Source organism: Tepidimonas sp., from assembly GCF_029335975.1.
GTDB lineage: Bacteria > Pseudomonadota > Gammaproteobacteria > Burkholderiales > Burkholderiaceae_C > Tepidimonas.
In genome coordinates, this window is the sequence record NZ_JARJMT020000055.1 from 1 (window position 1) to 19,323 (window position 19,323).

Annotated in this window: 20 protein-coding genes; 4 read left to right on the forward strand and 16 right to left on the reverse strand. The window is 66.2% G+C overall.

Features of this window, described 5'->3' with window-relative positions; translation table 11 throughout:
- The 9 genes from P3W97_RS02885 to P3W97_RS02925 all read right to left on the reverse strand — a co-directional run.
- Window positions 1-253, reverse strand: a 253-nt coding sequence (locus P3W97_RS02885) for a Phenylacetic acid catabolic protein (protein ID WP_300843604.1), incomplete at its 3' end; no start/stop codon positions are given.
- Window positions 253-591: a 1,2-phenylacetyl-CoA epoxidase subunit PaaB gene (paaB, locus tag P3W97_RS02890; protein WP_300843605.1), complete on the reverse strand. Its 339-nt coding sequence runs from the start codon at window positions 589-591 to the stop codon at window positions 253-255. The genes paaB and P3W97_RS02885, both read right to left, overlap by 1 nt.
- A 47-nt stretch (window positions 592-638) precedes the next feature.
- Entirely contained in the window at window positions 639-1,649 is a 1,011-nt protein-coding gene (paaA, locus tag P3W97_RS02895; protein ID WP_300843607.1) for a 1,2-phenylacetyl-CoA epoxidase subunit PaaA, read from the reverse strand.
- Between the two features lie 30 nt (window positions 1,650-1,679).
- On the reverse strand, window positions 1,680-3,005 hold the full coding sequence (gene paaK / locus P3W97_RS02900) for a phenylacetate--CoA ligase PaaK (RefSeq protein WP_300843609.1): 1,326 nt from the start codon (window positions 3,003-3,005) through the stop codon (window positions 1,680-1,682).
- Between the two features lie 43 nt (window positions 3,006-3,048).
- Window positions 3,049-3,525 carry a hydroxyphenylacetyl-CoA thioesterase PaaI gene (paaI, locus tag P3W97_RS02905; protein WP_300843611.1) on the reverse strand — a complete coding sequence of 159 codons (477 nt, stop codon included), beginning with the start codon at window positions 3,523-3,525 and terminating at the stop codon, window positions 3,049-3,051.
- Window positions 3,526-3,640: 115 nt separating this feature from the next.
- Entirely contained in the window at window positions 3,641-4,651 is a 1,011-nt protein-coding gene (gene paaX, locus P3W97_RS02910) for a phenylacetic acid degradation operon negative regulatory protein PaaX (RefSeq protein ID WP_300843613.1), read from the reverse strand.
- A 32-nt stretch (window positions 4,652-4,683) separates the two neighbouring features.
- Entirely contained in the window at window positions 4,684-5,244 is a 561-nt protein-coding gene (gene flhC / locus P3W97_RS02915; RefSeq protein WP_300843616.1) for a flagellar transcriptional regulator FlhC, read from the reverse strand.
- 55 nt (window positions 5,245-5,299) lie between these two features.
- On the reverse strand, window positions 5,300-5,653 hold the full coding sequence (flhD, locus tag P3W97_RS02920; protein WP_300843618.1) for a flagellar transcriptional regulator FlhD: 354 nt from the start codon (window positions 5,651-5,653) through the stop codon (window positions 5,300-5,302).
- A gap of 189 nt (window positions 5,654-5,842) precedes the next feature.
- On the reverse strand, window positions 5,843-6,409 hold the full coding sequence (locus tag P3W97_RS02925) for a cob(I)yrinic acid a,c-diamide adenosyltransferase (protein WP_300843620.1): 567 nt from the start codon (window positions 6,407-6,409) through the stop codon (window positions 5,843-5,845).
- 91 nt (window positions 6,410-6,500) lie between these two features.
- Here P3W97_RS02925 and P3W97_RS02930 point away from each other — a divergent pair, with 91 nt between their 5' ends.
- A complete protein-coding gene (locus tag P3W97_RS02930) occupies window positions 6,501-7,919 on the forward strand; it encodes an FAD-linked oxidase C-terminal domain-containing protein (RefSeq protein ID WP_300843623.1) in 1,419 nt (472 codons plus the stop codon).
- Window positions 7,920-7,975: 56 nt separating this feature from the next.
- The gene (locus tag P3W97_RS02935; protein WP_300843625.1) at window positions 7,976-9,214 is read left to right on the forward strand and encodes a diguanylate cyclase; all 1,239 of its coding nucleotides are present in this window, start codon (window positions 7,976-7,978) and stop codon (window positions 9,212-9,214) included.
- Here the strand turns inward: P3W97_RS02935 and P3W97_RS02940 are convergent.
- The 5 genes from P3W97_RS02940 to mnmG form a co-directional block, all read right to left on the reverse strand.
- The gene (locus P3W97_RS02940) at window positions 9,166-9,957 is read right to left on the reverse strand and encodes a class I SAM-dependent methyltransferase (RefSeq protein ID WP_300843627.1); all 792 of its coding nucleotides are present in this window, start codon (window positions 9,955-9,957) and stop codon (window positions 9,166-9,168) included. The genes P3W97_RS02935 and P3W97_RS02940 overlap by 49 nt on opposite strands.
- Entirely contained in the window at window positions 9,954-10,937 is a 984-nt protein-coding gene (locus P3W97_RS02945) for a ParB/RepB/Spo0J family partition protein (protein WP_300843629.1), read from the reverse strand. Before P3W97_RS02945 ends, P3W97_RS02940 begins: the two co-directional genes overlap by 4 nt.
- A gap of 125 nt (window positions 10,938-11,062) precedes the next feature.
- A complete protein-coding gene (locus P3W97_RS02950) occupies window positions 11,063-11,833 on the reverse strand; it encodes an AAA family ATPase (RefSeq protein ID WP_300843631.1) in 771 nt (256 codons plus the stop codon).
- A 222-nt stretch (window positions 11,834-12,055) separates the two neighbouring features.
- The gene (rsmG, locus tag P3W97_RS02955; protein ID WP_300843633.1) at window positions 12,056-12,754 is read right to left on the reverse strand and encodes a 16S rRNA (guanine(527)-N(7))-methyltransferase RsmG; all 699 of its coding nucleotides are present in this window, start codon (window positions 12,752-12,754) and stop codon (window positions 12,056-12,058) included.
- Window positions 12,751-14,751 (reverse strand): tRNA uridine-5-carboxymethylaminomethyl(34) synthesis enzyme MnmG, encoded by a 2,001-nt coding sequence (gene mnmG, locus P3W97_RS02960; RefSeq protein ID WP_300843635.1) that lies wholly within the window; start codon window positions 14,749-14,751, stop codon window positions 12,751-12,753. Before mnmG ends, rsmG begins: the two co-directional genes overlap by 4 nt.
- 282 nt (window positions 14,752-15,033) lie before the next feature.
- Between mnmG and P3W97_RS02965 the strand changes: the two genes are divergently transcribed.
- Window positions 15,034-15,228, forward strand: coding sequence for a DUF2892 domain-containing protein (locus P3W97_RS02965; RefSeq protein WP_300843637.1), 195 nt, complete (start codon window positions 15,034-15,036; stop codon window positions 15,226-15,228).
- Window positions 15,225-16,610: a sensor domain-containing diguanylate cyclase gene (locus P3W97_RS02970; protein WP_300843639.1), complete on the forward strand. Its 1,386-nt coding sequence runs from the start codon at window positions 15,225-15,227 to the stop codon at window positions 16,608-16,610. Before P3W97_RS02965 ends, P3W97_RS02970 begins: the two co-directional genes overlap by 4 nt.
- Here P3W97_RS02970 and P3W97_RS02975 read toward each other — a convergent pair.
- A complete protein-coding gene (locus P3W97_RS02975) occupies window positions 16,520-18,298 on the reverse strand; it encodes a bifunctional diguanylate cyclase/phosphodiesterase (RefSeq protein ID WP_300843643.1) in 1,779 nt (592 codons plus the stop codon). The two genes, P3W97_RS02970 and P3W97_RS02975, sit on opposite strands and share 91 nt — an antisense overlap.
- A gap of 18 nt (window positions 18,299-18,316) precedes the next feature.
- Window positions 18,317-19,323: methyl-accepting chemotaxis protein (locus tag P3W97_RS02980; RefSeq protein WP_300843641.1), on the reverse strand; the 1,007-nt coding region annotated here is incomplete at its 5' end.

Sequence of the window (19,323 nt, forward strand, 5' to 3'; positions counted from 1 at the left end):
ACTCGGGGGCGTCGCGAAAGTAGGCCAGCGCATCCTCGGTCACATCGCCCCCCTGCAGGCGGGCGACCTCCTGATACAACAGGCGGGCCTGGCCGATGAGATCCAGCGTCTGGTTGGTCAGCGCCAAATCCTCCTCTAGCACGGGGCCAACGCCGCACCACTGACTGTTGCGTTGGCCCAGCACCAGGGCATTGTCGCCCAGGTGCAGCAGATAGTCGACCAGCACGGTCGTGTCGGTGGCCACGGCGTCCATCACATGTGCCCCACTTCTTCGGGAATCTCGTAGAAGGTCGGGTGGCGGTAGATCTTGTCGGCCGAGGGCTCGAAAAACTCGCCCTTGTCCGAGGGCCGGCTGGCGACGATCGCCGCCGAGGGCACGACCCAGATGCTGACGCCTTCCTGGCGGCGGGTATAGATGTCGCGCGCCATCTGCAGCGCGTGCTCGGCATCGGCGGCGTGCAGGCTGCCGCAGTGCTTGTGCTCGAGGCCCTGCTTGCTGCGCACAAAAACTTCCCACAGCGGCCACTCTTTGAGGGCCGGCGTGGCTTTGGCAGTCGCATCCGCGCCCGCGGGGGTGACGGGTTGGCTCATTGGGGGGGCTCCTTCGGTCGCTCGGGTCGATGACGGGGTGCCAGCGCTCAGGCAGCGGCCTTGAGACCGCGCTCGCGGCGCTTGCGGGCATGGGCCAGGGCAGCTTCGCGCACCCAGGCACCGTCCTCGTGCGCCTTGACACGGGTGGCCAGGCGCTCCTTGTTGCAGGGGCCGTGGCCATTGACGGTGCGCCAGAACTCGTCCCAGTCGATCTCACCGAAGTCGTAGTGGCCCCGCTCGGGGTTCCACTTCAGCTTCGGGTCGGGCAGCGTGACGCCGAGCACCTCGGCCTGCGGCACGGTGGCATCGACAAATTTTTGGCGCAGCTCGTCGTTGCTGATGCGCTTGATACCCCAGCGCATGCTCTGCTCGCTGTGCACACTGGCGCTGTCGGGGGGGCCAAACATCGCCAGGCACTTCCACCACCAGCGGTCGACGGCGTCCTGCACCATGCGGCGCTGGGCCTCGGTGCCGCGCATCATGGTCAGCAACAGCTCATAACCCTGGCGCTGGTGGAAGCTTTCCTCTTTGCAGATGCGGATCATCGCGCGCGCATACGGCCCATAGCTGCAGCGGCACAGCGGGATTTGGTTCATGATCGCCGCTCCGTCGACCAACCAGCCGATGACGCCGACGTCGGCCCAGTTCAGGGTCGGGTAATTGAAGATCGAGCTGTACTTGGCCCGGCCTGACAACAACTGTTCGATCAGCTCGGCGCGGCTGACGCCCAGCGTCTCGGCCGCCGAGTACAGATACAGGCCGTGGCCGCCTTCGTCCTGCACCTTGGCCAGCAAGATGGCCTTGCGCTTGAGGCTGGGCGCACGGGTGATCCAGTTGCCCTCCGGCAGCATGCCCACCACCTCGCTGTGCGCATGCTGGCTGATCTGGCGGATCAGCGTGCGGCGGTAGGCTTCGGGCATCCAATCCTGCGGCTCGATGCGGCCATCGGCATCGATGCGCGCCTGAAAGGCATCCAGCTTGTCCGCCGGCTCGTCCGGCTGGATTGGCTGGACCTTGGCCGCAGCCGGGTCGGGAATGCTCAATGCTTGGGTATACATAGTGGGTCTCCGGTGGCTCAAAGGGCGGGGTCAGACCGTGCGGGGGCGCTCGTCCTGCACCCGTTTGGCCTTGCCGGTCTGGGTGCGTGGCAGCGCATCGGCGTCGAGCACCGTCACGCGGGTGCTCACGCCAATGAAGGTCTTGATGCGGTGCTGCAGTTCGCGGCCGATCGCGGCGCGCTCGGGCTCGCTCAGCCGGCCGCTCAGATGGCGCTGCAGCTCGCAGCGCACCTCCAGTTGGTCCAGGTGACCGTCACGGGTCAGCACCAGCAGATAGTTGCCCGATAGCTGCGCATCGCGCAAGATCTGCTCCTCGATCTGCGTTGGAAATACGTTGACGCCGCGCAGGATGATCATGTCGTCGGTACGACCGGTGATGCGGCCCATGCGGCGGAAGCTGCGCGCCGTGGGCGGCAGCAGCCGGGTGCGGTCGCGCGTGCGATAGCGGATGATGGGCATCGCCTCTTTGGACAGCGAGGTGAAGACCAGTTCGCCCTCCTCGCCATCGGGCAGCACCTCGCCCGTGTCGGGGTCGATGATCTCGGGATAAAAATGGTCCTCCCAGATCACCGGGCCATCCTTGCTCTCGATGCATTCGTTGGCCACGCCCGGCCCCATCACCTCAGACAGGCCGTAGATGTCCACCGCATCCAGCCCGAGCTTGCGCTCGATCTCGGCGCGCATGCCCTCGCCCCAGGGCTCGGCCCCGAAAATACCCACTTTCAGCGCGATTTGCTCCGGCGCGATGCCCTGCCGCTCGAACTCCTCGGCAATCACCAGGGAATAGGAGGGTGTGACCATGATGATGTCGGGCTTGAAATCCATGATGAGCTGCACCTGGCGCTCGGTTTGCCCGCCCGACATCGGGATGACGGTGCAGCCCAGCCGCTCGGCGCCATAGTGCGCGCCCAGTCCGCCGGTGAACAGACCATAGCCGTAGGCCACGTGCACGATGTCGCCCGGGCGGCCACCGGCGGCGCGGATGGAGCGCGCCACCAGACTGGCCCAGGTGTCGATGTCGCGCTGGGTGTAGCCGACGACCGTCGGCTTGCCGGTGGTGCCGGAGGAGGCGTGGATGCGCACCACGCGCTCGCGCGGCACGGCAAACATCCCGAACGGGTAGTTGTCGCGCAGGTCAGTCTTGGTGGTAAACGGAAACTTGGCCAGGTCCGCCAGGGTGTTGAGGTCGTCGGGGTGGACGCCGGCGGCGTCGAACTTGGCGCGGTAATGCGGCACATTCTCGTAGGCGTGGCGCACGCTCCACTTCAGCCGCTCGAGTTGCAGCGCCGCGATTTCGTCACGGCTGGCCGTCTCGATCGGCTCCAGGTCGCCAGGGCGCGGGGCTTTGACAGGCATCGTTGAGGTCTCCTCTGTCCTTGTGCTGTTGCGGCTGAACGTCTCAGGTGCGGCCATCGGCCTGCTGCAAGCCGGCGATCACCTCGCCGCCGAGCCGGTGGCTCTTGCCGCGAAACAGTGCCACCGTGCGTCCGCCGCGCACACGCACGGTGACGTCATACACCCCCGTGCGCCCGGTCAGCGAGCGTTCGATGGCCTCGGCCTCCAGCACCTCGCCCTCGCGCGCCGGCGCCAGAAAGTCGATGTGACACGCCGACGCCACCGTGTTGTGGTTGTAGCTGTTGCAGGCATAGGCAAAAGCGCTGTCGGCCAGCGTGAAGATCAGCCCGCCGTGGCAGATGGCGTGGCCATTGACCATGTCGCGCCGCACGGGCATGGACAGCACGGCCCGGCCCGGGGCAATCGCATCGAGTCGCATGCCCAGCGCCTGGGTGGCGTGGTCGCGCGACCACATGGCAGCCCCGACCGCTTCGGCCAAGGCCTGCGGATCGGCGGGAAGAGGGGCGACGTCGACGCTCATCGTGATACAAAAATCGTGACCTAGGCTTGTATTCCAGTATCACGGAAAGCCGCTCCGGCGCACATCAGGGTTTACCCGAAACCCTGCGGCTCGGCCCAGCGGTGCGACCGCGCCCTCACCCCAGGCGCGGCGTCCCCAGGGAGCACTCGTCCTCCTGGGTCTCGAAACGCTGCCACAGCCAGTTGGCCGCAGCGGGCACGCAGCCATCGGCCCATTGCAGCCGCTCATCCAGGTGCTGCTCGGCCGGGGCCAGCAGCAGCCGGTACAGGCGCCGACAGACGTGGCGCGCGCGCTCGCCGGGCCAATCGCGCGGCAGCAGCTCCTCGGGCAACTGGGGGTCGCGCAGCAGCAGGCGCCGCCAGTCGTGAATGAGCAATGTGCGCCCCAGAAAGGCGGGCGCGGGCGCGGGGGCGCCATGCGCCTCCAACTCCGCCACCAGCGGGGCATACCGCGCCACGAAGGCCACGTAATCGCCCGCCAGCGCCTCCAGATTCCAGGCCTGACGCACCAGGTCGCGGTCGGGGGCGGTGCCGCGCACGGGCAGGCGCTCGGCGCGCAGGGGCAGCAGGTCAACGCGGTGTTCGCTCAGCCCGTCGGCCTGCAGCGCCTCAAAGGTCGCGCCCACGTCTGCGCTGGGGTGGACGAAGATGCCCCCGGGCAACTCGCCATAGCCCTGCCAGAACAGCGACCGGCGCAGGCGCTCGCGCTCGCGCGGCGACAGCGCACCGGTGACGAGCAGCAGCCGCCAGTGCAGATCCCAGCGCGGGGCGCGCGCCGCATAAATCTGGCGCGACGCCTCCTCGAAGCGGGCGCGGCCGGCAGGGGTCAGCATGTAGTCGGTGCGGCGGCCACAGGCCTGGTTGACCAGCCAGCCGTCCTGCACCAGCCGGTAGACGGCCGTGCGCACCAGGCGCTCGTTGATGCCGAGCGGCTCGAGCAGCTGGATCAAGCTGCCCAGCCATAGGCGCGCACCGCGCGGCAGGACGGCATCGCCAAAGACCGAGATAATGAGCGAGCCCGCGTGGACACGGTCCAGGCGGGCAAAGGACTCGATGCGCGCCAGCAATGCGCCGAAAGCAGGTGAGGCGGGCACGGCCGGTGCCGCCGCGGAACGAGAGCGGGACATGCCCGCGATGGTAGCGCCGACCCGCGGGGACGTCAGGCGTCGGCGCGCAGCGCGCCTTCGGCGCGGCCCTTGCCGGCGCGCGCCGGCGGCTTGCACAGCCCGCACACATAGTGACGGGCATTGACGTAGGGGTCGGCGACGAAGTGCCCGCCGCAGCAGGTGCACCGGGTGCGAATCAGCATGCCCGCGTCCATGAATCGGCTCAGCCGCCAAGCACGGGTGAAGCTGAGCAGCGGCTCAATACCACAGACCTGCATCTGCTCCTCGTACTGGCGGTAGGCCTTCATGATGGCGTCGATGTCCTCCAGCGCCACGGTCTTGAGCAAGGACTGGCGGATGTTTTCGAACAGCGAGGCGTGGATGTTGGGCTGCCAGGCCAAAAACCAATCCGTGGAAAACGGCAGCTGCCCCTTGCTCGGCGAGCGACCGGTGATCTCCTTGTACAGCCGCAGCAGCTTCTCGTACGACAGGTTGGTCTCGCTCTCGAGCACCTGCAAGCGCGCGCCCAGCCCGATCAGGGCGACGGCGCGCTCGATGTCGCGGCTTTCGTGGACGATGCTGCGGATGGGCGATTTACGGGCGGCAGTGGTCATGGCGGGGCTCCGAGCGGACATGGGTTCACGAGGTCAGAAAGCGCGCGAGCAAGGCTCAGACCTGGGCCAGGCGACCGGCCATCAGGATGCTGGCGTGCAAGCGCTGCGCAGCCTCGCCCACCGAGCGCTGGGGAGCATGGCTGCTGGTCAGCAGCTTCCAGACCATGTCGTCGTCGGCCTGGAAGCGGCACAGCAGCGTGTTGTGGCTGGCCAGCTTGACGATCTGTGCCGGCGACAAGGCAGCGATCAGGTCGGCCGACTCTTCGCTCAAACCCAGGCGGAAGGTGGCCTCGGCTTTGTCGGCGCGGATCAGGCGCTGCGCGAGCATCAGATAGGTCAGATTGGCCTCGCGGATGTCGGCCAACAGTTGTTCGCGGTCGGTTTCGTTCAGGGCAGCGGTGGCAGTCATGGCAGCTCTCCTTTCATCGGTTGGCGCGCCCCGGGCCGAGGGGTTTAACACAGCCCGAAAAGCGTCGGTTCGTTGAAAAGGATTGTGAAAACCGGCCACCTTTGCTTGAATCGGAAACCGTCTGCTCGCGATGTCGGTAAGTCGGCGCAGCGTGTCAGAAAATGCCTGACACGCTGCCGGCGCCGACACCTACAGCGACGCCGCGCGCTGCATGCGCTCGCTCTTCCAATACACGTCGTCGCCCCCATGCATGCGGTTGAGTACCCGCGCCAGCACGAACATCAGATCGCTCAAGCGGTTGAGGTACTGCCGCGGCGCGTCGTGGATGGCCTCTTCCTGCCCCAGGGCGACCACACTGCGCTCGGCGCGGCGGGCCACGGTACGGCAGACATGCGCCTGAGCTGCGGCGCGCGTGCCCGCAGGCAGGATGAACTCTTGCAGCCGGGGCAATTGGGCGTTGTAGCGCTCCAGGGCTTCGTCCAAGGCCAGCACCGCCTCGGGCTTGAGCAGCTCAAAGCCCGGCATGCTCAGCTCGCCGCCCAGGTTGAAGAGCTGGTGCTGGATCTCCACCAGCAGCGCACGCACCTCGGCGGGCATGTCCTCGCACAGCAGCAGTCCAAGGTGGGAGTTGAGCTCATCCACATCGCCCATGGCATGCACCCGCGCGCTGTTTTTGCTGACGCGCTGGTTGTTGCCCAACCCTGTGGTGCCGCCGTCGCCGGTGCGGGTGGCGATTTGCGTGAGTCGATGGCCCATGACCTACCTTCCCTTCATGCTGGATCCAAACCGATAATCGCGGCATTATCGGCAACCCGCCCGGCGCTGTCCCGCCGCCTCTGGAGAGCCCATGAACGCCCCCCTCCCTCTGCTGCCCGATGTGCAGCCGCGACCGCTGCCGGCCGATGCCCTGGCCGCGTTGCAGACTCGGTTTGGAGCGCGCTGCACGACGGCGCTGGCCGTGCGTCAACAGCACGGCCGCGATGAGTCGGCTTACACCCATATTCCGCCACCGGCGGCCGTGGTCTTTGCCGAATCGACGGCCGACGTCGCCGATGCATTGCGCATCGCCTCGCGGTGGCGCGTGCCGGTCATCCCGTTTGGCGTCGGCTCGTCGCTGGAGGGGCATCTGCTGGCCGTGCAGGGTGGCATCAGTCTGGACCTTGGCCGCATGAACCAGATCCTGGCCGTGCGCCCCGAGGATCTCAGCGCCACCGTGCAGCCCGGGGTGACGCGCCAGCAGCTCAATGAGGCCGTCAAACACCTGGGGTTGTTCTTTCCGATCGACCCGGGCGCGGACGCCTCCATCGGTGGCATGGCTGCCACCCGCGCCAGCGGCACCAACGCCGTGCGCTACGGCACCATGCGCGAGAATGTGTTGGCCCTGCAGGTGGTGACGGCCGGCGGCGAGGTGCTGCGCACGGGCACACTGGCGCGCAAGAGCAGCGCAGGCTACGACCTGACCCGCCTGTTCGTCGGCAGCGAGGGCACCTTGGGCGTGATGACCGAAATCACCGTGCGGCTGTACCCGTTGCCCGAAGCGCTTTCGGCCGCCATCTGCTCCTTTCCCAGCGTCGAGGCGGCGGTGCGCACCACCATCGCCATCATCCAAATGGGCATCCCGATTGCGCGCTGCGAGCTGCTGGATGCGCGCACTGTGCGCGCCGTCAATGTCCACAGCAAGCTGGGCTTGCGCGAGGCGCCGATGCTGCTGATGGAGTTCCACGGCTCGCCCAGCGGAGTGCGCGAGCAGGCCGAAATGGCCCAGGCGATCGCCGACGAACACGGCGGCCAGGCCTTCGAATGGGCCACCACACCCGAGGCGCGCACGCGGCTGTGGACGGCGCGCCACAACGTCTACTTTGCCGGGGTGCAAAGCCGTCCGGGCTGCCGCGCCATCACCACCGACGCCTGTGTGCCGATCAGCCGGCTGGCCGACAATGTGCTGGCCGCAGTTGCCGAAGCGGACGCGGCGGGTATCCCCTACTTCATGGTCGGACACGTGGGGGACGGCAACTTCCACATGGGCTATCTGATCGACCCGGATGACACCGCCGAGCGCGCCGCGGCCGAGCGCCTCAATGCGGCGTTGGTCGAGCGCGCCCTGGCCAGCGGCGGCACCTGCACGGGCGAGCATGGCATCGGCCTGCACAAAATGGATTTCCTGCGCGCCGAGGTCGGCGACGGCGCGCTGGCGCTGATGCGCGCGATCAAAGCGGCGCTGGATCCGCACGATATTCTCAATCCGGGCAAAATCTTGGGGTCATGAGCACCGATCCGTCTGCGACACAGACACCGCCCCTTCCCCCCGCGCGACAATCCACCTTGCGTCGCTGGGCTGCGGCCTTGCTGCGCATCAGGAAAACGTCGCTGCTGGTGGGGCTGGGCTTCGTTGTGATGTTGGGCTTGCAGGGGGTCCTCATCCACCACGGCATCACCCGTCTGCAGGAGATCGGTGCGGCGATGGACGGGATTGCGCGCGTCGCCGTCCCGGCGGCCCAGCTGGCGCAGGACATGCAAAAAGCCGCGCAAAACCGCATCATCTACATGCTGCGCATGCTGGCCCAACCCGATCCCTTGGAGCGGGAGCCAGATGCACAAGTTTTCGAACGCGAAGGTCTGGCTTTCGGGGCCGCCCGCGACGGCTTGGCAGCATTGCCGCTGGATGCGTTCGAGCGTCGCCAAATGCAGACGCTGCTGGAGCACGCGGTCTTGCTCAGCCGCTCGCAGCGCGCCGTGGTTCAGGCCCTGCTGGAAGGCCGCGACGAGGACGCCCGCGCACAGATCCAGGCCGAGGGCGTTTTGGAGCGGCAACACGATCTCGTTGCGGCATTGCGCGAGTTGGCAGCCGGTATGTGGCTCAGAGCAACCCAGACCGTGGATCACGCACATCGTCTGCAGTCCCAAGCCGAGCAGGTGGTCTTGGGGCTGGGGGTCTCGCTGTTCATTCTCGGGACAGTCATCGGCGCAGCGGTGACCCGCACCACGTTGCGCGCCGAACGCATGCTCAATGCCGAGGTGGAGCGCAATCGCCGTGCCGCGTGCACCGACACCTTGACCGGCTTGCACAACCGGCGCGGGTTCGAAGAAGCCCGCAAAGCGGCGTTGGCCGATGACCGCTGCTCGCCCCCCTGCGGTCTGCTGCTGCTGGACCTGGACCATTTCAAACCCATCAACGACAGCGCGGGCCACGACGCAGGTGACGCCGTTTTGCAAAGAGTGGCTGACATTCTCAGCAATGCCGTGCGCCCGCACGATGTGGTTGCCCGCTTGGGCGGAGACGAATTTGCCATTTTTCTGTGGGATGCGCCTGCGGGCGTGGTGGATGAAGTGGCGCAACGCATCGTCACCACGCTGGGCGATTTCACATTCGAATGGAAGGGGCAGCGGTTTCGGCTGGGCGCCAGCGTCGGGGCCGCCGTGTTCGATGCGGCCACCGCCAAGGACTGCTGGACGGCGGTGCTCAAAGCGGCTGATCAAGCCTGCTACGAAGCCAAACGGCAAGGCCGCGGACGCTACGCTCGGGCCGCTGCGGCCGGGGCGTGGGATTCGCCCACGGCATAAACCCACAGCGGCCGACCATCCGGGCAAACCAAGGTCGCGTGGGCTGGCCAATCCGGCACGGCGAACTCCAAGCTGACCAGCCAGCTGCCGGCGCGCATCTCGGCGGCGGCTTTGGCGGCAGCGCGTGGCATGGTTTCGGGCCGTTGGAACAGATAAATCAGGTCATAGCGCGACCAGTCTTCGGACCAGAAATCTCCAGGCCGCACACGCGCGCCGACCGGGGATCGCAGTCGCGCCAGCATCGCCAGTGGCCACGCGCGCTCCACACCGTACAACTCGGCGTCGGGGAAGACCCGCTCCAGGGCACGCAAGCCGTCGCCGGCACCGCAGCCGGCATCCAGCACCCGTGCGCGCGGTGGCAACCAGATTACGGCGGCCAAACCGAGCAGCGCATCCGGCGGGGTCGGAAAAAGCGGCGCATCGCGCCAAGCCCGCCATGGGTAGAGCGCCAGCACTGCCAACAGCAGCAGCCCCCAAACCCACGCCGGCGGCAGCGGTACCACGCCCGCTGCCAACACCCACGACAGCGGAAACCCCAGCGCCATGATCATGCGCCGCATTGGCGTGCCCCCGTGCCGCACCGCCCACAGCATGGCCAGCAGGGCGGTGATGCCAAAGGCTTCGGCCACGGGCCGCTGCAGACCTATGCGCAAGGCAGCGAAGCCAGCCCAGGCCGCCAGCCACAGCATCAGCGCCGGCAAGGGCCAGCGGTCGGGCGCAGGTGTGGCGCGGTGCGGCTTCACCCGTGCAACCCGCGCAGCCGCTCGATCAGGCCATTGAGCTCGTCGAGCGAGCCAAAGGCAATCGCCAGCTCGCCTTGCTCCTGCACGCGGCCTGCGCGCTTGACGCGCTTTTTCACCCGGACTTCCACCTCGGCGGCGAGCAGCTCGGACAGCTCCTCCTCCACCCGCCGCACGTCACGCGATTTTTCAGCCTTGGGGCGCGGCGGGGCGAGCGCAAACTCTGCCGCCAGGCGCTTGACCAAGGACTCGGCCTCGCGCACGGACAGGCTCTTGGCGGCAATCTGGTGCGCTGCGGTGATCTGCGTGGCGCGGTCCAAACTCAGCAGGGCACGCGCATGACCCATATCGAGGTCTCCAGCCATCAGCATGGTCTGCACCGGCTCGGCCAACTGCAACAGGCGCAACAGATTGGTCGCCGCACTGCGCGAGCGGCCAACGGCCTGGGCCGCTTGCTCATGGGTCAGACCAAACTCCTTGATCAGGCGCTGCAGGCCCTGCGCCTCTTCCAGCGGGTTGAGGTCCTCGCGCTGGATGTTTTCGATGAGCGCCATCGCCGCAGCCGCCTCATCGGGCACCTCGCGCACCAAGACGGGCAGCTCCTCCAAGCCCGCCAGGCGCGCCGCCCGAAAGCGCCGCTCGCCCGCGATGATTTCGTACACCGGCCGCGCGCCACGTGGGCCGCCCCCGGCAAAGGCCTGCCCCGCTGGGCTGGCATGCCAGGCCGCCAGCCGCTGCGCCCCCACGTCGTCCGCCAACCGCCGCACCAGCACCGGCTGCATCACGCCCTGGGCGCGGATGCTCTCGGCCAGCTCGTACAGCGCCCCTTCGTCCATGCGTGTGCGGGGTTGGTATGCGCCGGGCACCAAATCGCTCAAGCGCAATTGTCGGGGCGCTTCGGCGTCCAGTGTTTGGGCTTCGACCGTTGGGCCGAGCAGCGCCTCCAGGCCACGGCCCAGTCCTTTGGGTTTTTTGTTCACCATCGTTCGTATCCGTCTGTTGCAGGGGGTCGAATGCGGCGTGTGGCATCGCGGCATGGGTCGATCTCGCCCACCGCATCGAGCCCGCCCAGCGGGGTGGCTGCCCGCACTGCCTGATCCAACCGGGGTCAAATTCGCTCGACGCGCGCCACCATCTCGCGCGCGAAGTCGACGAACGCTTTTGCGCCACGAGCCGACGGGTCGAACACCACCCCGGGCAGACCGTAGCTCGGGGCCTCTGCCAGCCGCACATTGCGCGGAATGACCGTGTCGAACACTTTGTCCCCAAAGTGTCCTTTGAGCTGGTCGCTCACCTGCTGCTGCAGGGTGATGCGTGCGTCGAACATCACCCGCAACAGCCCGATCAACTTGAGATCGCGATTGAGGTTGGCATGCACCTGTTTGATGCTATTGACCAGGTCGGACAAGCCCTCCAGCGCGAAATATTCGCATTGCATCGGCACGATGACGCCATGCGCGGCGCACAGGCCGTTGAGGGTGAGCAGACTCAGCGACGGCGGACAGTCGATGAGCACGAAGTCATAGTCGTCGTGCACCGCCCGCAGGGCGTCGCGCAGCCGATGTTCGCGCCGCTCCAGCGGCACCAACTCGACCTCGGCGCCGGCCAGTTCGCGGTTGGATCCGAGCACATCGTAGCCTGCCGCCTGGCTGTGTCGAACGGCCGCAGGCACGGCAGCGCTGCCCAGCAGCACCTCGTACACCGTAGGAACCAAAGTGCGTTTATCCACCCCCGAGCCCATGGTGGCATTGCCCTGTGGATCCAAATCCACCATCAGTACCCGCTGCCCCACCTGAGCCAACCCCGCCGCCAGATTGACCGTGGTCGTCGTCTTGCCGACGCCGCCTTTCTGGTTGGCAATGCAGAACACTCGCGCCACAGTCAGGCCTCCATCCCCACATTGCGCCGGGGGGTGGCGATCGACCCGCCGAAAATTCGCCCCCGGCCGGTAGCCAGCGCCCGCGGTCCTGGCCTGGTAATGGTCCAGCAGACCCAAGCGGCGATGGCGAAGGCGCCGCAATCGGCAACACCCAACATGGCTGATCCTGCACTTGGAATAAGAAGGGGGTGGCGCCGTATGCACCACGCACAGTCTGAAAGTTTACGGGGATTCCGCATGCGTGGGGCGCATCCAGATCAAGCAGCGCTCCGCACTCAGCTTCGGCACACTCAACGGTTCCACGTGAAACACTTCGACATCGGCCGGCAACGCGCTGATTTCTTCAAAGGGGACCCGACCCTTCATTGCCATCCATACGCCATTTGGGGCCAAGGCCGATCGTGAGCTGGCGACAAAGTCGGCCAGCGACGCATAGGCACGCGAACAAATCACGTCGAACGGCTCGGCCAGTGACTCGACACGGGCATGTACCCCGCGCAGATGAGGCAGACGCAGGCTGACCGCCACCTGACTTATGAAGGCCGCCTTTTTGGCCACGGAATCCACACACGTCACCTGTAGATCTGGGCAGGCGATGGCCAGAACGGCGCCCGGCAGCCCGCCCCCGGAACCGACATCGAGGAGGCGAACCGAAGTCGCTGACCGTTCGCCAGAATTCCGGACAGATACGGTCGGCAGCCCCAGATGGCGGCGCAACGGCGCGACCACCGCCAAACTGTCGAGCAGATGATGGGTCAGCATCTCGGCCGGGTCTCGCACAGCGGTCAGGTTGTAAACCCGGCTCCATCGCGCCAGGGCGGCCATATAGTCCAACAACTGGCGCACTGCCGGATCCGACAGGACCAAGCCCAAGGCCTCCAACCCCTCCCGCAGGGCAGGCTCTAGGGAGTCCAGGCTCATGCGGCGCGCACCTCGGCAGGCGCGGCCTCTAGCGCATGTTGCATCTCGACCGGCCTGTCAAAGCCCTTGAAGCGCCCGCGCTTCAGATGGATCAGCAGCAGCGAGATCGCCGCCGGCGTGACGCCCGAAATGCGCGCTGCCTGACCCAGGGTCTCGGGCCGGTGTTTTTGCAGTTTTTGTCTCACCTCGATGCTCAGCGCCGCCACCTGCATGTAATCCAGATCGGCAGGCAACTTGAGATGTTCGTATGCAGCCGCCCGCTGCACCTCGTCGCGCTGACGCTCGATATAGCCTGCGTACTTGGCGCCGATTTCCACCTGTTCCACCACCGGGGCATACAGCTCGGCCAGCGCCTCATGCGAAACAGCGGGCTCGGCAAACCGCCCCCCCTCCAACGACATCAGCGCCGCATAGCTGACTCCCGGTCGGCGCAACAAATCGAACAGGCTGTACTCATGGTCGATGCTCTTGCCCAGCACACGCTCAGCCTCCGCCGTCGAGACGATGCGGGGATTGACCCAGGTGGACTTCAGGCGCTCGGTTTCACGTGAAACCGCATCGCGCTTGCGGCAAAAAGCATCCCAACGGACATCGTCCACCAACCCCAGACGGCGGCCGGCCTCGGTCAAGCGCAGATCCGCGTTGTCCTCGCGCAGTTGCAGCCGGAACTCGGCCCGGCTGGTGAACATGCGGTACGGCTCGGTCACACCTTTGGTGATCAGGTCGTCCACCAGCACACCTAGGTAGGCCTCGTCGCGCCCCGGCACCCACGGCTCACGTTCCAACACCTGCAGCGCGGCATTCACCCCGGCAAACAGGCCTTGCGCGGCGGCCTCCTCATAACCCGTGGTGCCGTTGATCTGGCCGGCAAAAAACAACCCCCGGATGGCCTTGGTCTCGAAGGTCGAGCGCAACGCCCGCGGATCGAAGTAGTCATACTCGATCGCATAACCGGGGCGCAGGATATGCGCGTTCTCCAGGCCCGCGATGGAGCGCACGAGCGCATATTGGATGTCGAACGGCAAACTGGTCGAAATCCCGTTGGGATACACCTCGTGCGTATCCAGCCCCTCCGGTTCCAGGAAAATCTGGTGGCTGTCCTTGTCCGCAAAGCGATTGACCTTGTCCTCGACGCTGGGACAGTAGCGCGGCCCGACGCCTTCGATTTTGCCGGTGAACATGGGGCTGCGATCAAAACCGCTGCGGATGATCTCGTGCGTGCGCGCATTGGTGTGGGTCACCCAGCACGGTATCTGAGCAGGGTGCATCTCGGGCCGACCCAAGAAGCTGAACACTGGCACCGGTTGCCCCTCGGTATCGGAGCCCGGCATGCCATCGCCGGGCTGCACCGTGCAGCGCGACCAATCGATGGTGCGGCCATCCAACCGCGGCGGCGTGCCCGTCTTGAGCCGCCCCTGGGGCAGTTGCAACTCCTTGAGGCGCGCAGACAGACGGATGGCCGGGGGATCGCCCGCGCGGCCGGCGCCGTACTGTTGCAGACCGACGTGAATTTTTCCGTCCAAAAAGGTGCCGGCAGTCAAAACCACCGCGCGGGCACGAAAGCGCAGCCCGAGCTGCGTCACCGCGCCGACCACACGATCGCCCTCGACCATCAAATCGTCCACGGCTTGTTGGAACAGCCACAGATTGGACTGGTTTTCTAGTCGGCGGCGAATGGCGGCCTTGTAGAGCTTGCGGTCGGCCTGCGCACGGGTGGCGCGCACCGCCGGCCCCTTGCTGGCATTCAGGATGCGAAACTGGATGCCCCCTTCATCGGTCGCGATCGCCATGGCGCCACCGAGGGCATCCACCTCTTTGACCAGATGCCCTTTGCCGATGCCGCCAATACTGGGATTGCAGCTCATTTGACCCAACGTCTCGATGTTGTGGGTCAGCAACAGTGTACGGCAACCCATACGGGCCGCCGCCAGCGCCGCCTCGGTCCCAGCATGGCCGCCGCCGACGACGATGACATCGAATTCCTGGGGATATAGCATGGATCAAGGACTCCAGCGGCAACGGGCCGCGCCCCAAACAGGGGCTCGGCCCAAGGTACAAAAGAGCCCCAAATTGTCCCATGATCGCGGCCACCCTGAGCCAGTCAGGCATTCCAGGCGGATCATCGGCTGGATGCGCCCCCACGCCGCGATGGAGTTGGGTTCCACGTGAAACACGACAAAAGCCCCCACGCAACCCGGCCGACACTTGCGGTCTGTCCCTCTGCTGTCGTACAGTCGCGGTTCGAAGTGACCCCGTCTTTCCCCTAAGGAGTATGCAACATGACCCGGAATGTTGGTGGCATCGACCGCATCTTGCGTATCGTCATCGGCTTGGTGCTCGTGGCACTGGCCGCAACAGGCACAGTAGGCGTGTGGGGCTGGATCGGCGTGGTACCGCTGGCCACAGGGCTGATTGGCTGGTGTCCGCCCTACGCCATTTTCGGTATCAACACCTGCAAAACGCCATCTGAATGACGCAGGGGTGCGATGACGGGCGGACGGGTACTGCGCGTGCCCGTTCATCCCTGTCCCCACCCCCACACACGCTGCCCCAGAATGTACCCGGCACTGAACTGGCCACCTGGGATTGGGACCTGCACCAGGACATTCTGAACCTTGGCGATCGCGGACGATCGCTCCTCGGCCACACCTCGGACAGTCTGCCTCCCCTGGATACAGCGCGTTGGCACGCGCTGCTGCACCCTGCGGATCGAACACTGTTTGAACATGCCTGGGCGCGGCATCTGTCGGGCCAGCAGCCGCAGCTGGAATGTGCGCTGCGACTCAAACACCGCGATGGCCGATGGGTCGATGTCTGGATGGCAGGCCACGTGGTCCAGCGCGATGGGGATGGTGTACCGCTGCGGGCCGTGGGTGTGCTGCTCGACATCACCCAACAACGCCAGCACCAGCACGCCCTTGCGCTGGCCGAGCTGGTGTTCAACCACACGCACGAGGCCATTCTGGTCACCGACGCCGAGGGACGCATCGTCCGCGTAAACCCGGCTTTTTGTCGCCTGACCGGCTACGCCCAAGACGATGTTCTCGGCCGCACGCCGGCCATTCTGTCTTCGGGCCGGCACGACGCGGCTTTCTTTGCCGCCATGTGGCATGCCTTGCACCAACACGGGGCCTGGAGCGGCAAGATCTGGAACCGACGCCGTGACGGAGGATTGATGGCCAATGGCATGACCATCAACGCCGTCCCGGGACCGGACGGCTGCCCCCATGGCTACGTGGGGGTGTTGCGCGACATCACCTCCGACCAGCTGGAGGAGACGGCGCTGCGCCGCGCCGCGCTGTACGACCCTTTGACAGGGCTGGGCAACCGGCTGCTTCTGCACGACCGCATGCAGCAGGCCTTGGCTCGCAGCAACAGGCAGGGCACCTGGCTGGCGGTCGCGATGATGGATTTAGACGGCTTCAAAGCCATCAACGATCAGCACGGACATGCCGCCGGAGACCGACTGCTGGTGGCGATCGCGCAGCGGCTGCGCGCGGCCGTGCGTGAAGTCGATACCGTGGTCCGGCTCGGCGGCGATGAGTTCGTCGTGCTATTGCCCGACTTGGGCAGGACTGAGGACGCGCAGCCGCTCGTGCGGCGGTTGCTGGACGCGGCGTCGACCCCGATCGATGATCCGGCCGGAACGCTGCAGGTCTCGGCCAGCATCGGGGTCACGTATTACCCGCAGGTATCCCCGGTGGACGAAACCATCCTGCTGCAACAGGCCGACTCGGCCATGTATCAAGCCAAACGCGGTGGGCGTCACCGCTGCGTCGAGTGGCAACCCCGCGCGGCCGCCCATCGAGAGACCAATTCCTCGGGCGAGAGTGCTGGGGCGAACAACCAGCCCTGATAGACCGGGCAGCGACTGCGCCGCAGAAACTCCAGCTGTGCCGAGTGCTCGACCCCTTCGGCCACCACATCCCACCCAAAACTGCGCGCCAACGCCACCACCCCGCGCACCAGCAAGCTGTCTGTCGGATCGCCGGGAATCTGTCGAACGAAAGTGCGGTCGATTTTGATCCGCTGTACGGGCAGCTGCTTGAGTACCGCCAACGAGGAGTGGCCAGTACCAAAGTCGTCCAGCGCGATGCCGACACCCAAATCCGCCAACGCTGTCAGAGTGCGGCGAGCCTGCTCCAGGTCGACCATGGCTTGGGATTGCGTTACCTCCAGCTCCAAAAGCTCTGGGGCCAAACCGTACTGCTGCAGCAGGTCACGCACTTGCGCCGCCAGCGCGGGCTGGCGAAACTGCAGCGGTGACAGATTCACGCCCACCCGCAGCTGCACACCCTGATCCGCCCAGGCGCGCAGCTGACGGCAGGCTTCGCGCAGAACCCAATCGCCCAACGGCAGAATCAATCCGGTCGCCTCGGCCACGGGAATGAAGTGCGCCGGGGGCACGGCCCCCAGTTCCGCATCAGTCCACCGCAACAGCGCTTCAGCGCCGACCACACTGCCGTCCCGCACGCTGATTTGCGGCTGATAATGCAGCGTCAGCCCGCCGTGGCGCAACGCTTGGCGCAACCGCTCGTGCAAACGGGCGCGCTCGCTCATGGCATGCGACAGCGCGGTTTCGTACCGGGATGGCTGCTGCCGACCGCCACTTTTGGCCGCATACAGCGCGAGATCGGCGTTGCGCATCCAAGTGTCGGCGTCATGCGCATCCTGCGGGCAACAGGCAACCCCGATCGAGCCACCGACAGACAAACGCAAAGCCTCAACTTGCACGGGTGGACCCAGGGCAATGAGCAGCTTGTCGGCCACCCGAAGCGCATCGGCTGGTGACTCTACCCTCGGCAGAAGGATGGCAAATTCGTCCCCGCCCAGCCGCGCCACCAGATCATCGGACCGGACAGCCTCGCGCAAGCGTTCGGCAACGTGCTGCAGGACACGGTCGCCCACCGGATGTCCGAAAGTGTCGTTGACCTCTTTGAAGTTGTCCAAATCCAGCAACAGCAGCGCGGCCGTGTGGCCGTGGCGCCGGGTTCCATCCAAGGCATCGCGCAGCCGCTCCAGAAATTGAGCCCGATTGGCCAAGCCCGTCAACACATCGTGTTCGGCCAGATGCCGAAGTCGCTCGGCCAGACGGCGCGCCGCCGACACATCCCGTATGAAGGCCACCGTACAAGCTTGTCCGCGCCAAAAGCCCTGACCGAGGGCAATGTCCACGGGCACCAGCGTGCCATCGGCACGGCACATCGCCAAACCATCGACGCGACCCATCGGCCGTTCTCGGGGCTGGGCGAAGTGTTGTCGAACCCACTGCGCATGCCGACTTCGCACCGACGGGGGTAACAAAACGTCCAACGGTCGTCCCAGTAAGCCAGCCTCGTCGTATCCAGTCAAGTGCAACAGCTGCGGATTGACCCCGAGGATGACACCCCCGCGATCCACGACCAATATGCCATCCGGCGCAGCATCGAACACCGTCCGTGCCAACGGCCCGAGCTCTTGCGCCAGGGCATCTTCCGCCTGCTCGATGACCCAGGCAGGGATACCTGGGTCATGCATCGAAAGAACGGTGGAAGACTCGGACATCGCCACGGCAGCGATCCATCAGCCACGGGCAGCAGCGCGCCAGACCGCAACGGCGCTGGCCAGGCGCTCGGACTGCGCATGCAAGCTGCGCGCTGCAGCGGAGAGCTCCTCCACCAAAGCGGCGTTTTGCTGGGTGCCCTGGTCCAGCGTCGCCACAGCCTCGCCGATTTGGCCCACCCCTGCCGATTGTTCTGCGCTGGCTGCCGAAATGTCGTTGATGCGTTGCACCACTCCCTTGATTTGCTGCACGACCGCCGCGATGCGCGCGCCGGCCTGCTGCGCGCGAGCCACCCCATCGCCGACTTGCTGCACACTGCTTTGGATGACCGATTTGATTTCTTTGGCGGCTTGCGCACTGCGCTGCGCCAACGCCCGGACCTCCCCAGCCACCACGGCGAAACCGCGTCCCGCTTCACCGGCCCGGGCGGCCTCCACCGCAGCATTGAGCGCCAGGATATTCGTCTGGAACGCGATCGAATCGATGACCGATGTGATGTCGGCAATGCGTTGCGACTCGGTGGCGATGCGCTCCATCGTCTGAACCACACCGGTCATTTGCTGTCCGCCGGCTTCGGCCGCCTCCATGGTGCGCCGGGCCAAATCGCTGGCTGACTGCGCATGATCGGCGTTTTGCTGGACAGCGGAAGTGATCTGTTCCGTCGAGGCAGCCGTCTCCTGGGGGCTGGCAGCAGACTGCTCCGTGCGCCGGGATAGATCTTCGTTGCCTTGGGCGATCTGCTCGCTTGCTGCGCTGAGTCCGCCCACCTGCGTTGCCACGTCATCGACCAAGGCGCGCAGGTTGAGGCCGGCTTGGTTGATCGAGCGGGCCAGCAGCCCAATGTCGTCTATCCGATCGAGCGGTGGCTCAGTGTACAGGTTGCCCGCGGCCACCGCCTGGGCATGGCGGGCCGTCGCGCGCAGCGGCCGGGCCACTTGATGGGTCAAGAATCCGTCGGCCAATGCCGCGCCGAGCAAAGCGCTGGCCATCACCACCCAAGCGGCCACTCCGCCATGCCCCGCGGCCC

Coding starts and splice junctions, on each gene's coding strand:
- paaB (WP_300843605.1), bottom strand. CDS start 591: ATGAGCCAACCCGTCACCCCCGCGGGCGCGGATGCGACTGCCAAAGCC.
- paaA (WP_300843607.1), bottom strand. CDS start 1,649: ATGTATACCCAAGCATTGAGCATTCCCGACCCGGCTGCGGCCAAGGTC.
- paaK (WP_300843609.1), bottom strand. CDS start 3,005: ATGCCTGTCAAAGCCCCGCGCCCTGGCGACCTGGAGCCGATCGAGACG.
- paaI (WP_300843611.1), bottom strand. CDS start 3,525: ATGAGCGTCGACGTCGCCCCTCTTCCCGCCGATCCGCAGGCCTTGGCC.
- paaX (WP_300843613.1), bottom strand. CDS start 4,651: ATGTCCCGCTCTCGTTCCGCGGCGGCACCGGCCGTGCCCGCCTCACCT.
- flhC (WP_300843616.1), bottom strand. CDS start 5,244: ATGACCACTGCCGCCCGTAAATCGCCCATCCGCAGCATCGTCCACGAA.
- flhD (WP_300843618.1), bottom strand. CDS start 5,653: ATGACTGCCACCGCTGCCCTGAACGAAACCGACCGCGAACAACTGTTG.
- P3W97_RS02925 (WP_300843620.1), bottom strand. CDS start 6,409: ATGGGCCATCGACTCACGCAAATCGCCACCCGCACCGGCGACGGCGGC.
- P3W97_RS02930 (WP_300843623.1), top strand. CDS start 6,501: ATGAACGCCCCCCTCCCTCTGCTGCCCGATGTGCAGCCGCGACCGCTG.
- P3W97_RS02945 (WP_300843629.1), bottom strand. CDS start 10,937: ATGGTGAACAAAAAACCCAAAGGACTGGGCCGTGGCCTGGAGGCGCTG.
- rsmG (WP_300843633.1), bottom strand. CDS start 12,754: ATGAGCCTGGACTCCCTAGAGCCTGCCCTGCGGGAGGGGTTGGAGGCC.
- mnmG (WP_300843635.1), bottom strand. CDS start 14,751: ATGCTATATCCCCAGGAATTCGATGTCATCGTCGTCGGCGGCGGCCAT.
- P3W97_RS02965 (WP_300843637.1), top strand. CDS start 15,034: ATGACCCGGAATGTTGGTGGCATCGACCGCATCTTGCGTATCGTCATC.
- P3W97_RS02970 (WP_300843639.1), top strand. CDS start 15,225: ATGACGCAGGGGTGCGATGACGGGCGGACGGGTACTGCGCGTGCCCGT.
- P3W97_RS02975 (WP_300843643.1), bottom strand. CDS start 18,298: ATGTCCGAGTCTTCCACCGTTCTTTCGATGCATGACCCAGGTATCCCT.